This window comes from Deinococcus deserti VCD115, from assembly GCF_000020685.1.
GTDB classification, from domain to species: Bacteria; Deinococcota; Deinococci; order Deinococcales; family Deinococcaceae; genus Deinococcus; species Deinococcus deserti.
Genome location: NC_012526.1, coordinates 662227 through 676071, shown reverse-complemented (window position 1 = coordinate 676071; position 13845 = coordinate 662227). Strand labels below are relative to the sequence as shown.

The 13845-nt window shown below is 62.2% G+C and carries 11 protein-coding genes; 1 reads left to right on the top strand and 10 read right to left on the bottom strand.

The features are described 5' to 3' along the window. Positions 1–208 precede the first annotated feature (208 nt). Entirely contained in the window at positions 209–1939 is a 1731-nt protein-coding gene (locus tag DEIDE_RS03320) for a 30S ribosomal protein S1 (RefSeq protein ID WP_012692541.1), read from the top strand. A gap of 375 nt (positions 1940–2314) precedes the next feature. Here the strand turns inward: DEIDE_RS03320 and ppk1 are convergent, their stop codons facing one another. The 10 genes from ppk1 to DEIDE_RS03270 form a co-directional block, all read right to left on the bottom strand. Continuing rightward, positions 2315–4366, bottom strand: a complete 2052-nt coding sequence (gene ppk1 / locus DEIDE_RS03315; protein WP_083764269.1) for a polyphosphate kinase 1 — start codon at positions 4364–4366, stop codon at positions 2315–2317. 222 nt (positions 4367–4588) lie between these two features. Further along, entirely contained in the window at positions 4589–5074 is a 486-nt protein-coding gene (locus DEIDE_RS03310) for a hypothetical protein (RefSeq protein ID WP_012692539.1), read from the bottom strand. A 10-nt stretch (positions 5075–5084) separates the two neighbouring features. After that, positions 5085–6056 carry a hypothetical protein gene (locus tag DEIDE_RS03305; RefSeq protein WP_242402946.1) on the bottom strand — a complete coding sequence of 324 codons (972 nt, stop codon included), beginning with the start codon at positions 6054–6056 and terminating at the stop codon, positions 5085–5087. A gap of 65 nt (positions 6057–6121) precedes the next feature. Then, positions 6122–8335 carry a hypothetical protein gene (locus DEIDE_RS03300; RefSeq protein WP_041227026.1) on the bottom strand — a complete coding sequence of 738 codons (2214 nt, stop codon included), beginning with the start codon at positions 8333–8335 and terminating at the stop codon, positions 6122–6124. Between the two features lie 406 nt (positions 8336–8741). Then, positions 8742–9986 carry a beta-ketoacyl-ACP synthase II gene (gene fabF, locus DEIDE_RS03295; RefSeq protein ID WP_012692536.1) on the bottom strand — a complete coding sequence of 415 codons (1245 nt, stop codon included), beginning with the start codon at positions 9984–9986 and terminating at the stop codon, positions 8742–8744. A 93-nt stretch (positions 9987–10079) separates the two neighbouring features. Beyond that, positions 10080–10310: an acyl carrier protein gene (gene acpP, locus DEIDE_RS03290; RefSeq protein ID WP_012692535.1), complete on the bottom strand. Its 231-nt coding sequence runs from the start codon at positions 10308–10310 to the stop codon at positions 10080–10082. Between the two features lie 197 nt (positions 10311–10507). After that, positions 10508–11275, bottom strand: coding sequence for a 3-oxoacyl-[acyl-carrier-protein] reductase (gene fabG / locus DEIDE_RS03285; protein ID WP_012692534.1), 768 nt, complete (start codon positions 11273–11275; stop codon positions 10508–10510). Further along, a complete protein-coding gene (locus DEIDE_RS03280; protein ID WP_012692533.1) occupies positions 11272–11793 on the bottom strand; it encodes a DinB family protein in 522 nt (173 codons plus the stop codon). Before DEIDE_RS03280 ends, fabG begins: the two co-directional genes overlap by 4 nt. Next, positions 11790–12722, bottom strand: coding sequence for an ACP S-malonyltransferase (gene fabD / locus DEIDE_RS03275; protein ID WP_012692532.1), 933 nt, complete (start codon positions 12720–12722; stop codon positions 11790–11792). Before fabD ends, DEIDE_RS03280 begins: the two co-directional genes overlap by 4 nt. Then, positions 12719–13771 carry a beta-ketoacyl-ACP synthase III gene (locus DEIDE_RS03270; RefSeq protein ID WP_012692531.1) on the bottom strand — a complete coding sequence of 351 codons (1053 nt, stop codon included), beginning with the start codon at positions 13769–13771 and terminating at the stop codon, positions 12719–12721. Before DEIDE_RS03270 ends, fabD begins: the two co-directional genes overlap by 4 nt. Positions 13772–13845 lie beyond the last annotated feature (74 nt).

Below are 13845 nucleotides of genomic sequence, written 5' to 3'. Positions count from 1 at the left end.
GGGCAAAAACCGCATCACATGGAATGAACCGCGTTTACAGCGCGCTCTTTACCCTTGCCCCTGCTCGTCTTAGGGTGCTACAGTGTGGTGTTGCCACGCCGCAGCCACCCCAGGCCATGCAGAGCGAGAGACCGGGGGTGGCGTGCGAGCAGGTATCAGGCAGGCGAAGCGGTATGCCAAGTGCCGCGCGCCAGGAGGACAGGAGTTCATGGAAGACAACACCCAGACCCCCGCCCAGTTGGACGGGATTCAGCCCACGACGGGCACCGACACGACCAAGCCGGTCGCCGCCCCCGCTGCTCAGTCCGAGGAGCGCGAGTACCCCGAGATGACCATGGAGGACATCCTCGCCAGTGAAGCGGCGCAGGAGCACCAGAGCGTCTCCCGTGGTGACATCGTGGACGGCACCATCGTCTTCATCGGTCAGGACGGCATTGCCGTGGATATCGGCGCCAAGGTCGAGGGCGTCATTCCCCTCAACCAGATCGGCGACGAGCCCGTCACGCTGGAACAGGCCCAGGAGATGTACAAGGCCGGCGATACCATCGAGGCGTACGTCGTGCGCGTTGACCTGCCCAACAGCCAGATCGTGCTGAGCAAGAAGCGCGCCGATCAGGACAAGGGCTGGCGCGTCCTGGAGAAGATGCAGGAAGCCGACGAAGCCTTCGAGGTGGACGTGCTGGAAAAAGTGCGTGGCGGTCTCGTCGCGCAGGTCGAGGGCATCCGTGCCTTCCTGCCCGCCTCCCAGGTGGACACCCGCCGGGTCAACGATCTCGACCCCTACGTGGGCAAACCGCTGCAGGTGAAGCTGATCGAGCTCAACCGCAAGCGGAACCGCGTGATCATCAGCCACCGCGCGATCATGGAAGCCCAGAAGGCCAAGGCCCGCGAGGCCACCGTTGGTCAGCTGGAAGCCGGCGCGCAGTTTGAAGGCGAGGTCGTGGAAATTACCGACTTCGGCGTGTTCGTGAACCTGGGCGGCATCGACGGTCTGGTTCACCGCAGCGAGCTGACCTACGGCCGCTTCAACCACCCCCGCGACGTGGTCAAGGTGGGCGAAAAGGTTCAGGTACAGGTGCTGGACGTCGATGACGGCCGCGAGCGCATCAACCTGAGCATGAAGGCACTGACCCAGGACCCCTGGGAAGGCGCCACCGAGCGTTACAGCATTGGCCAGAAGGTCAACGGCAAGGTCACCAACCTCACCAACTTCGGCGCCTTTGTGGAGCTCGAAAGCGGTCTGGAAGGTCTGGTCCACGTCAGCGAAATGAGCTGGACCAAGCGCGTGCGTCACCCCAACGAAGTCATGAAGGAAGGCGACGAGGTCGAGGCCGTCATCCTGCGCATAGACCCGAAGGACCGCCGCATCAGCCTTGGAATCCGTCAGACCACCGACGATCCCTGGAGCGCGCTGCCTGACCGCTACCCACCCGGCACCCAGGTCAAGGGCAAGATCACCGGCATGACCGATTTCGGCGTGTTCATGGAGATTGAAGAGGGCATCGAAGGTCTGATTCACATCAGCGAACTCGACACGCAGCGCGTGAACAACCCCGCTGATCTGTTCAAGAAGGGCGACGAGATCGAAGCCGTCATCCTGAACATCGATCCTGTGGAGCAGCGTGCCAGCCTGAGCCGTCGCCGCTTCCTGGGCGGTGGCCCGCTGCCTACGCAGGGCGGCGGAAACCGTGACTTCGTCAGCCAGGGTGGCGGAAGCCGCAGCGACCGCTACAGCAGCGGTGGCGGTGGCGGGCGCCCCGGTGGACGCGGTGGCCGTGGCGGCGGTGCGGACTACGCCTACAACGCCAAGGACGCCAGCCAGGGTGGCAAGATCAGCACCAAGCTGGGTGACGTGTACGCCGACCTGTTCGCGCAGTTCGGTCTGGGCAGCGACAAGAAGGACGACGCTCCCGAAACCAACGAAACCAAGGGGGAATAATCCCCATCGGTCCCAGCCGGGACCAGACAGAAACGCCCAGGTGCATGCACCCGGGCGTTTCTGCTGTCCTTTGTTTTACTTTGGGAAAGCACAGTGGCACCCTGAACTTTGGCTGCACAGGCAGGCCAGACAGCGTGATACAGAAGGCCGAATCTGGTCTTGACCTCCCAGGATGATGCGGAGACGAAGAGCCTAAGTTCCCGGCTTGCGCTTCTTCCAGAAGGTGAACCAGGTTGTGCCCTGAATTGCTTCATCAGGCGGTAAGCCGCAGGCTTTAGGCTCTAATGAAGCCTGACTCGCCTCTATCTCCCCTGCCCGGATTCATCTGTCTGACATGCCCCATAAAGCCAGGCTCGCTCCTCACCTGCACCCGGCTCAGGGTGAATGCCGTGCGCTGGCAAACGCTTCCTGTGCACTGAAGTCTCCCATGATCTTTTCGTACTCGCCGTCAGTACACAGCTCCCAGGAACCGCGGGTATCGGCCCACTCGGTGTCCATAATGGCCAGGACCTGCTCACGGTGGCGGTCATCCATCAGGGGTGCCACAACCTCGACCCGTCGGTCGAGGTTCCGGCTCATCCAGTCGGCACTGCCGAAGTACACCTCTGGGCTGCCAGCATTACCGAAGGCATACACGCGGGCATGCTCCAGGTAGCGGCCCAGCAGACTGCGTACGCGCACGGTTTCCGACAGGCCTGGAACCCCGGGACGCAGGCAGCACACTCCCCGCAGGACCAGCTCAATTCTTACCCCGGCTGCTGCCGCACGGTAGAGAGCTTCAATCATCTGCGGGTCAGTCAGCGAGTTCACCTTGATCCGGGCCCAGGCGTCGCGGCCAGCACGGGCATGGTCGGCCTCACGTTCCAGCAAGGCCTCGAAGCCACGGCGAGCTGTATCTGGAGCCACCAGCAGGTGCTCGTACTGCGCCTCGGCATACCCAGTCAGGTGGTTGAACAGCTCAGCCACATCAGCGCCCAGGCCTGCGTCGGCGCTGAGCAGGCTGAGGTCGGTGTAGAGGCGTGCGGTCTTGGGGTTGTAATTTCCAGTGCCGATATGCACATAGCGGCGCAGCCCGCCGACTTCACGCCTCACGATCAGGGTCACTTTTGCATGGGTCTTGAGCCCCGGAACCCCATACACCACATGCGCCCCGGCATGCTCAAGCTTGCGGGCCCAGGAAATATTGCTCTGTTCGTCGAAGCGGGCCTTAAGCTCGATCAGCGCAACCACCTGTTTGCCGTTCTCTGCTGCGGTGCGCAGGGCTCCCAGCAACCTGGGGTCATCGCCCGTCCGGTACAGCGTCTGTTTAATCGCCAGAACCTGGGGGTCCCGGCTGGCCTCCTCAACAAAATTCAGGACGTTGGCGAACGAATCGTAGGGGTGATGCAGGATCACGTCGCCATGCCGCAGAGTCTCGAAGAGGCCATCCTCGTCGTCTCCGTCCAGGTCAGGCATTCCTGGTGTGAATTCAGGAAAGTTCAGATCCGGGCGGTGAACCGGCAGGTTCATCAGGTTGGCCGTTCCCAGTGGCCCATCCAGCAGAAAAACATCCTCGGCTGCCAGACGCAGCTTCGCCTGCAAAAACGTGATGATCTCCTGCGGAGTTTCGCGGATGACTTCCAGACGCACGGCGGACCCGAACCTCCGCCGACGCAGGCCATCTTCAATGGTGGCCAGCAGGTCCTCCGCTTCCTCCTCTTCAAACTCGTAATCGGTGTTACGCGTAACGCGGAAGGTATACGTGGCAATCACCTGCCGACCCTTGAACAGATCACCGATGTGCGCCGCGATCACGTCCTCGAGCATCAACAAAGAGTCTCCGACCATGACCACTCGTGGGAGGACCCCCACAGGCACCTTCACGCGGGCAAAGTCGGGGTCTTCGCCCTCCCCGGCGTCGAGCAGCACTGCCAGATTCAGGCTCAGGTTGCTGAGGTATGGAAAAGGATGGCTGGGATCAACAATCAGCGGGGTCAGGACCGGCTGGATTTCTGTCAGGTAATGCTCGCGCAGCTGGGCGCGGGCCTGCTTGCCGAGTTCACTGACCCGGATCAGCTTCACTCCCTCGTCGGCCAGGTCACGCAGAATCTTGCGGGTCGCCTTCTCGATTCCACGTAGCATGCCGTGCGTACGCTGGCGCACCAGCGTCAGCGTTTCACGCGGCAGCAGACCATCAGGACTGGGAATGTTGACGTGGGCCGCGATCTGGCGGTGAATCCCGGCAACGCGAACCATAAAAAATTCGTCGAGGTTACTGCCGCAGATCGCCGCGTATTTCAGGCGTTCCAGTGGCGGGTTGCGCCGGTCCCGGGCCTCGGCAAGCACCCGTTCGTTAAACGCCAGCCAGGACAGTTCTCGGTTCAGAAAGCGGCTCTGAGGATTGGCCACTGTGCTGTGTGTCCGGAGCTGCCCCTCTTTCTCTGGCATGTCGTCCTCCACTGTGGAGGACGAATCTGTTGTGCTCTGTCCTTTCGGCGCCGTTGAATGGGCAACATGGTCAGCAGGCTGTTCGAGGTTCACAGGCATGGCTCCTTGACATGAGACGCGGAGGCAGTCACCGCTATGTCAGTCCGTGCCTGACGGCCTCAGGGCCGCCACAGAGGGGGTGTCAGTCCGTGGCTGTCCACCTCTGTCCGCTTGAAGTGACGCTCAGGATACTCCTGCAGCGACCTCGATCTCCTCAAGGGCCGCTAGCATTACTTCACGAAAGGCCCGGACCGCTTCCTGCACCAACACAAGGTACCGGGGCAACTGCGCGATAAAGGCTTCAGGAGAGGCGTGCAGGGCTTCAACACCAGCCCACACATCGGACTTGGCCGTGTGGACCTTAACCAGCTTCGCCTCCCGGTTAACAGCGTCACAGGCGAACAAAGCGCGGCCATATTCCTCGTCCGAATCCAGCGCCCAGAAGTTGGGGAACAGCAGGTGATAGAACTCCTGATCGCCGCTCTGTAACGGCAGATAATACTGCCCGCCCTCAAACATGAACGACAGTCCCACTTCTGGGTCGTCCTGAACTGAAAATCCATGGGCTTCCAGCATCGTTCTCAGGGCAATCATTGGAGACACTGCTTCCTTGACGACTGCAGTCCTGGAACGGGGTCGGGCCACTTTAACTGCCTTCTGCTCGGTCATACATTCACCTTCAATTGGGCCGGTTCGATTCATCGGAGTAGAGTTCATCTGGAAGTTCCTCTGCCAGGAATGTCATGAACTTGACGTTCAGCATCTGGGCGCCTGCCACTCGCTCAAAAACAGTGCCATTCTTGTCGGTGTTGACATTGCCAAAGCCATACTCGCCGAGCACAAAGGTGCCGTCGGGCTGGAAGTAGGCGATGGCCGAAAGTTCAGGGGACCGGAAGTTCCAGGTCAGCTCGCTGTGCGGTTCCCTGGACTGTACTGGGCATGCCAGACGTTCCTGAATACTCACATAGCGCTCGTCATCCGTGTAGGCGTGTTTGAACCCGCGGGTCGCGGTGGTCACCATGTACCCGAAACGCCAACCGAAGAACCTGACGTCATATTGCACTGGCCCGGATTCCAGAAGGATCGAGGTCGCGTCGCGGGTCACCTCGCGGGACTGATACTTCCTTTCCATGAAATGGGCAAAGGCCTCGGTCGCGGTCGCAAAGGTTCTGAAGCCCTCGCCGTAATGGAAACCTCCCTGCCACTGGGTCACGCGGGGCCGTTCTGCCTCCGTGAAAGGAAGCCCCAGGTACTTGCGCGCTTCCATCACGCCTTCTTCCAGCATGAACAGGGCAACATCAATCAGGGTATCGGCACGGAACTGCTCGTCGAAGCCAGCCGACTGCACCCCAAGAGTCAGCGCGCCAGAAAGCGGATCGAAAAAGGCGCGGACGCCCTCACAGGTAGTGCACACATGATCAATACAGCGGTAAGCAAAGGCTTTTTCAGAAACCGTGTTGCATAGGCGGATATTGCACTGGTCGATGGAGGTGTGAAGTCGAAGACTCAGCAGATTTCCAACAACAGGAAGCTGAATATTCAGATCCTTATAGCGAACCTCAGCCATGTCGCTTTCCGTCTGCCGGAATGAATGAATCTCCCCACCCAGTTCCGCCAGCCTGGCTACGGTGCTCAACGCGTTATCCCGCATCTCGCCTATCTCAACGCCTTTCCGAAGATGCGGCTCCGGCTTTTTCCTGTTGAACAGCCCGAACATTACTCGCCGCCTTTCATGTTCGTCTTCTTGGCAATGTCGCTTTCGATTTCTTCAAGGCTGTAGGGGGCAAACAGTTCTTTCAGGGTCTCGTCCAGCACGTTTGCCAGAACAGAACCATCTTCCTCTGTGGCTTTTTTGGGCTTCTTCTCAGTGCCTGTGCCCTTGAGATCACTTACCTTGTCCTTCAGCTGATTTTCCAGGTTAGTCTGAATGCCTTTTGCAAGGGCCTCATTCACGGTGTCCACGCCGATCAGGGCCGTAGACGCCAGCGGCGTACTGCTGCGCATGGCCTGCGCAATCTTGGTGTATCTCTCCAGCCGCTCGTTGATGGGAGCCCGGGCAGGCGCGGTCAGAGCCAGGCCCATTCTTTCCAGCAGCCCTTTACCGGCAGCATTCTTACCGAAGTAATACTCTGCGGCCTTAGCCGATTCTTCCAGTGCCTGGGTCTTGAGCGCCGCCTCTTCCAACACCGTCGAGGGATGACGAGCCACGAACGTCTCGGCCTCCCGTGTGAGGCGGTCACTCGCTTGATTGACCGCATTCTGTCCAGCCTGTCTGGCTTGCTCACGGACAGCTTCAATATTGACCTGTACACCAGGAACAGGCCTCTGAGCCAGCAGGGCTCTTTCCGTATCCTGCTCGATTTTCCGCCGCAGACGGTCGGTCGCCAGTGTCCGCGCTGCGGCGACCTCCTGCTCATACAGGGCCCGGTTTCCCTGCTCCGCCAGATTCCTGAAGTCGGCCTGCACACTCCCATGGCGTCCCAGCAGGCGCGAAAGATCCTTGTTCAGCCCCTGGCTCGCCTCTCCCCAGACCTTGTTCAGGTGGGTGCGGACTGCCGTACCGCTGGTACGGAACTCCAGGATCGCTTTGCTGAAGTGTCCATCGGGATTTCGCGCGACGATGTCGTCAAGGTGGCTGGACATCTTCGTGGCAGAGGTGCGGGCGTGCCGGGCCAGACTGGTCTGGCTGACCTTCTGGCCCACACGGGCCTTCAGGGCGTCAATGCCGTCTGCCAGGGCAACCTTGCCCCTGACCAGCACATTTTTGCTCAGCCGGTTGCCCAGAGTGTCCACCGCATTCTTGAAAGTGCGGGCCAGTTTGACGGTGGGGCTGCGGCGGACCTGCAACTTCAAACGCGTCAGCAACCGGCGGTCCATGCGGCGCGCCGCCGTCACCCGTGTCTGCACGAATTCCCGGATGGCCGCAGGTGTCTGCCGGGCAATCCTGCGGAGGTTGGGCGTTTCTCGCACCAGAAAACGGACCGCCTTGCGCTGGGCAGCCGTCATGGCGGCGCGTGGTCCGGCAGTGGCCGTGGTCAGACCCCGGACAGCAGCGTTTTTAGTGTCCCTGAGTCCCTTGCTTGTCCGGCTCGCCACTTTACGCGCTCCAGCGGCCAGACCCCGGCCACCCTTCAGGATGGGCTGGGCGACGTTCTTCCTGGCCAACCGGCCCACCTGAGCAAAGATTTTCTGCACACTTCGCGGAACAATCCTGGCTGCCAGCCTGGCAGTGGCGCGCCCACTTCCCCGGGCCGCAGCGGCTCCCAGTTGCGCGAGGCCACGTGCTGCCGGTAGGGCTCCCTTGCCCAGCGCGGCGGCAGTACCGACCAGGGCCTTGCCTGCGAACTTGAAGACCGGGCCCCCTACACTCCCGACCACGGCGTCGATAGCTACGCTTCTGGCTGTGACGCCTTCGAAGGTGGATTTTGCCTTGTACTGATACTTGCGGTCGTTCTTCTGCTTGGCTGCCGCTGCCGCGTTGAAAACCTTGTTCTCGACGACCCTGGCAGCCACGCCACCACCTGCACTGATTCCAGCCGCCAGCGCCAGTGCAGGGGCCGTCAGAGCGCCCCCAGTCGCGACTGTGGCCACACCCACGGCAGTCAAGGCCACACCCTTCCAGAACTTGGCCTTGCCCTCTGGAGTGGCGTACCACTTCTTGAACTGCGTGACTTTGCCGCCCGCGTACCGGCCTATGGCCGAAGCGCCCTCTGCCACTCCCTTGACTGGATTACGGGCGAACTTTGCAGCGGCCACGACCGTCTTCCTGGCCCCATCCATCACGCTGGTCAGGCGCTTGCCGGCGGCCGATTTGTGCAGCTCTGTCAGCCTGTCGCGGAACAGCCCCATGATGCCTTTGGCTGCCGGAGGAGGACTGCCGCGCTGAGGCCGCAGATCAAGTTGGGGCTTGCTGGCGTTTCCGGGAGGCAATTGCGGGCCCTGGACAGCGGAGGCCTTGGGTGCTTGCCTGGCGCCAGTTCTGACCGGCTTGGGTGTAGCCTGAACCGTTGCCTTCCCGGGCTTGACACTGTTGCCCGGCGGCCTGGCTCCTGATTTGCGCGGCGGTGGCCCTGCTGTCTTTCCCTGGACTGGGTCTTTTGGGGCGGACTTTATTGGCTTGGGCCTGGTCTGGGGAGCTTCGAGCATGAACGCACCTGCCTGATCAGAACGCGCAATTCGCATAGCGCTGGAGTAAAGGGTCTGACCCTGACTGAAGCAGGGCCGGGGATGGTGGCCAGTCTAGTGGCCCCCCGGCCCTGCTCCTAGCGAAGTTGAGGAGGGCGGGAAAAGACTCCTGAAGGAATCCTTTCCCGCCCTCAGGCGGCTTGCGTGACTTTTAAACGCGCTTAAACAGGAGCGCGGCGTTCTGACCGCCAAACGCGAAGGAGTTGCTCAGGGCGTACTCCACCTGCTGCTCGCGGGCACCTTCGGGGATGTAGTCCAGATCCAGCTCCGGATCAGGATCCGTCAGGTTGATTGTGGGAGGCAGGACGCCGTCCTTGAGCGCCTGGGATACAGCAATCGCTTCAATGGCGCCGGCTGCACCCAGCAGATGCCCGGTCATGGACTTGGTGCTGCTGACGGCCAGCTTGTAAGCATGCTCACCAAACACCTGCTTGATGCCCTGCGTCTCGTGCAGGTCATTGAAGTGCGTGCTGGTGCCGTGGGCATTGATATAGCCCACCTGCTCCGGGTTGACACCGGCAGTGGCCAGGGCCATGCGCATAGCCACCTGGGCACCGCGTCCTTCGGGAGCCGGCATCGTGATGTGGTGCGCGTCTGCACTGGTACCGTAGCCCACCAGCTCTGCGTAGATGGTCGCACCGCGTGCTACGGCATGCTCGTACTCTTCGAGAATGACCACCCCAGCGCCCTCGCCCAGCACGAAGCCGTCGCGAGTCGCGCTGAAGGGCCGGCTGGCCGTTTCAGGACTGTCATTGCGGGTGGACAGGGCCTTCATATTGGCAAAGCCCCCCATGGCAAGCTCGGTCACAGCCGCCTCGGTGCCCCCGGCAATCATCAGGTCAGCCAGACCCAGCTGGATATAGCGCGCCGCGTCACCGATGGCGCCGGAGCCGGTAGCACAGGCCGTCACGACCGTGCTGCTGGGGCCAGTGGCGCCGTAGCGCATGGCCACATGACCGGTGGCCATGTTGGCGATCATCATGGGCACGAACATCGGGCTGATGCGGCTGGCATCGCGCTCGAACATCACCCGCGACTGGTCCTCGAAGGTCTTGATGCCTCCAATTCCACTGCCGACCAATGTGCCGGTGCGCTCCCCGCGCAGTTCTTCCTCACTCAGGCCGCTGTCCTTGACCGCCAGATCAGCCGCCACCAGGGCGAGCTGCACGTAACGGTCCAGCTTCCGCGCTTCCCGTACGTCGATCCAGGGGGTCAGATCATCATTGACCTGGCCGGCAATCTTGCTGGCAACATTCTTGGGATCGTAGTGGGTGACAGGGGTTACGCCACTGCGGCCCGCGCGCTGCGCCTCGGCATACGCCTGCGCGCCTGTCCCGATGGGTGTGACCGGACCCAGGCCGGTAATCACCACCCGTTTCAAGCCTGCAACGCTCATGTGTCCTCCTTGCCGCGCAGACAGGGGTGGGCGCGGCCTTCACCGCATCCCACCCCTGCCTTCAGTGTCCTGCGACAGGCGCAGGGTGCGCGATTACTGCTTGCTTTCGATGTAGTCGATGGCTGCCTGAACGGTACGGATGTTCTCGGCGTCCTCGTCGCTGATGGTGATACCGAACTTGTCTTCCAGACCCATGATCAGCTCGACGGTCTCCAGGCTGTCGGCACCCAGGTCCTCCACGAAACGGGCCTCCGGCATCACCTTGTCGCCGTCTACGCCCAGCTTGTCTACAATCACGTCTTTCACATCATCAAAAGTTGCCATGCTTGGTACCTCCTGCATTGAAGTCTGCGCCAGTCTACACGTGTGGCGCGCCGAAGCGGCGCCAGAGTGGACAGGGTTCAATTCGAGACCGTGCCGGTGCTGTGCCTGCGGGGTGTGCAGATGCCTGACGGAGACGTCGTACCAGCTGCTTCCCAGGCAGGTATCTGTGCCCAGCACCTATGTTCAGCCACCCGTGCTCAGTGCGGGTACAGCCCGCCGTCCACACCGATGGTCTGGCCGGTGATATATCCCGCCGCGTCACTGGCCAGAAAGACAACCAGCGCCGCAACGTCCTCCGGCTGACCAAAACGGGCCAGGGGAATGCCGGCAAGGTAGGCTTTTCGGGTGTCCTCGTTCAGTTCGGCTGTCATATCCGACTGGATAAAACCAGGTGCGACAGCATTCACGGTGATACCCCGCCCGCCGTACTCCTTGGCCAGAGCCTTGGTCAGGCCGATCAGACCCGCCTTGCTGGCCACGTAATTGGCCTGCCCGGGGTTGCCCATCAGCCCCACCACCGAAGCGATGTTGATAATGCGACCCGCACGCGCCCGCATCATGTGCTTGATTGCCGCGCGGCTCGCGGTAAAGGCGCTGGACAGGTTGGTCTGGAGCACGGCGTCCCAGTCTTCATCCTTCATGCGGATGGCCAGGGTATCCCGCGTGATGCCGGCGTTGTTCACCAGCACGTCCAGGCGGCCCATCCGGGCAATTACCTGGTCGACCAGCGCCGAGGCATTGGCCGGGGCCGTCAGGTCAGCGCCGAACACCTCGGCCTGCACGCCAAAGCCCTGGGCCTCAGCGGCCACTTTCTCGGCTTCCGCCTGATTGCGGCCGTAGTGAATAGCCACCGAGAAGCCGCTGCGGGCAAGCTCAAGGGCCATAGCGCGGCCCAGGCCGCGGCTGCTTCCGGTCACGAGGGCAACCTTGCCCGTTGAGGTCGTGGTCTGTTGCGGTTCAGTCATGATTGCTCCAATCGGGCCTGCATACCCCTGAGGTGATGAAGGTTGTGCTCAATGGTGAAGTAAAGCATTTCGCGCGCTGTCAGCACACCAAGCGCCGGATGCGGCATGCCCCGGGCATCAAGCTCATCGTCTGACCAACCCTGCATCTGCTCGTGCAGGGCTTTCAGACTGCCACGGTAAAGCTCCAGCTGCACCCCGAGATCATTTGCGGGTTCTGGAAGAAAGCGGCCACTGGCCTGGGCGCCCGCAGCCAGTCGGGTCCGGTAAGCCGCCTGCACTTCTCCGAATGAACGCCTCTGCTGGTCCGGCGCTACATACGGCAAGCGCTCACGTATGCCCAGCGCGGCAGCCACAGGAGTGTTCGAGCGGTACAGGTGGTCAAGGTGATGTGCCGGAGACCAGCGCTCGGCCGTTCCAGCCGTAAACTGCGGGTCGCTCAGACCCCGGACGTAGTCGCTGACGGTCTCCTGAACTTCCAGCAGGCCGTCACGCAGGCCCTGGGTGGTGCCCAGGTTCACAGAGAAAAGGTCCTGATCTGCTCGGCTGTCCCCACATTCAGGGTACGGGCCTCAGGCAGGATGCGCTTGACCAGACCGGTCAGCACCGTCCCCGGACCGAACTCAATAAAGGTGTCGACGCCCATGCTGTGCAAAGCCTGGATCGTGTCTACCCAGCGGACTGCGCCTGTGATCTGTTCTTCCAGCAGCGCTGCTGTGACCGAAGGGGCCTCACCCGGCTCAGCGGTGACATTGGCCACCACCGGGAAGGCGTAGGCCCCATAGGCCGCCGAGCGCAGGGCAGGTGCCAGCCCCTCAGCCGCAGGACCCATTAGCGTACAGTGGAACGGCGCGCTGACTTTCAGGGGAATGGCTTTCAGGCCACGGCTCTTGAGCTCGGCAGCGGCGGCTTCCACAGCTGCCTTGTCACCGGAAATGACCGTCTGAGTGGGTGCATTGAAGTTGGCCGGCTGCACGACCTGCCCGGTCTGGGCGGCCACTGATGCGCAGACTTCCTGGACAGCAGCCGGGTCACCCATCACCGCGCTCATGGCGCCCACTCCGACTGGCACAGCCTGCTGCATCAGTTCCCCACGCTGCCGGGTCAGGCGCAGGGCGTCGTGAAGATCCAGTACCCCGGCGGCCACCAGGGCGCTGTACTCTCCCAGGCTGTGTCCGGCAGCCACCACCGGCGTCAGGCCCGTCTGCAAGTGCCAGGCACGGTAGGCGGCAACACTGGCGGCCACCAGGGCCGGCTGCTGATTGGCGGTCAGGGTCAGGTCTTCCAGCGGGCCCTGCTCAATCAGGGCGCGCAGGCCGGGCAGTGTTCTGTCCAGACTGCTGTAGAGCTCCTGGGCCACTGGGAAACCCGCTGCAATATCGGCGCCCATGCCCACAGAGTGGGAGTTCTGGCCAGGAAACAGGGCCGCGATTCTGGGCTGAGCACTCATCCCTGCACCCCGGCGCTGTGCTCTGCGGCCCTGTCTGGTTGCAGGCTGGGCGCCCCGCCCCACCACTTCATGGTGCCGGCCACCCAGCTCAGGCCGCCGCCGAAGGCAATCAGCAGCAGCTGCTGTCCGTCACGGATCCGGCCGTCGTCCAACCCTTCACGCAGGACCAGCGGCACCGTCGCGCTGGAGGTGTTGCCATAGCGGTCGAGGTTGATGATCGTTTTGCTCATGGGCAGCCCGAACCGTTCCATGGCCGCCTCGATAATGCGCACGTTGGCCTGATGTGGAATGACCCAGTCCACGTCAGCGGTGGTCAGGCCACTTTTCTCCAGGGCCTGGGTTCCGCTGTCCCCCAGCACACGTACTGCGAACTTGAACACTTCACGGCCGTTCATGCCGGTAAAATCGCCCATGGCAAAGCCGCCCGGCAGCTGCTTGGCGACACTGCGCATGTATAGACTCGAGCCCCCGTTGCCGTCGGCCCCCAGCACAAAGTCCTGAAAGCCGTAACCCTCCGGCACCGGGCCCACAACGGCAGCTCCGGCGCCATCGCCGAACAGAATGGCGGTGCCCCGGTCATCCTGATCGACAATCTTGCTCAGCACTTCAGCGCCCACGACCAGTACCCGCCGGGCCGTACCGGCATGGATCAGCCCGGACGCCACGCTCAGGCCGTAGACAAAGCCGCTGCAGGCAGTCGACAGGTCAAAGGCCGCCGCGCCGACCAGACCAACCTGCATGCCGATCAATGCGGCCGTAGAAGGCATCAGCGCGTCGGGGCTGACGGTTGCACAGATGATGGCGTCCACGTCAGTCAGGGCCTGCGGGTCACGCCGCAGCATGTCCTGAACCGCACGCACCCCCATGTCGGAGGTGTACTCGTGCTCGGCGGCAAAGCGGCGTTCACGGATGCCGGTGCGGCTCTCGATCCATGCGGCATTGGTGTCCATACGCGCCTCAAAATCCTCGTTGCGCACGATGCGCTCGGGGGTATAGGCGCCCAGGGCAACAATGCCCAGGGACAGACGGGAGGCAGAAGGTGCAGTCATATACGCAAGCTACCATTCTTTGAACGGACGTTCAATGAATTGAGTCCAACGTTTGGCCAGTGAACCAGTTTCCC

Coding starts and splice junctions, on each gene's coding strand:
- DEIDE_RS03320 (WP_012692541.1), top strand. CDS start 209: ATGGAAGACAACACCCAGACCCCCGCCCAGTTGGACGGGATTCAGCCC.
- ppk1 (WP_083764269.1), bottom strand. CDS start 4,366: ATGCCAGAGAAAGAGGGGCAGCTCCGGACACACAGCACAGTGGCCAAT.
- DEIDE_RS03310 (WP_012692539.1), bottom strand. CDS start 5,074: ATGACCGAGCAGAAGGCAGTTAAAGTGGCCCGACCCCGTTCCAGGACT.
- DEIDE_RS03305 (WP_242402946.1), bottom strand. CDS start 6,056: ATGCGGGATAACGCGTTGAGCACCGTAGCCAGGCTGGCGGAACTGGGT.
- fabF (WP_012692536.1), bottom strand. CDS start 9,986: ATGAGCGTTGCAGGCTTGAAACGGGTGGTGATTACCGGCCTGGGTCCG.
- acpP (WP_012692535.1), bottom strand. CDS start 10,310: ATGGCAACTTTTGATGATGTGAAAGACGTGATTGTAGACAAGCTGGGC.
- fabG (WP_012692534.1), bottom strand. CDS start 11,275: ATGACTGAACCGCAACAGACCACGACCTCAACGGGCAAGGTTGCCCTC.
- fabD (WP_012692532.1), bottom strand. CDS start 12,722: ATGAGTGCTCAGCCCAGAATCGCGGCCCTGTTTCCTGGCCAGAACTCC.
- DEIDE_RS03270 (WP_012692531.1), bottom strand. CDS start 13,771: ATGACTGCACCTTCTGCCTCCCGTCTGTCCCTGGGCATTGTTGCCCTG.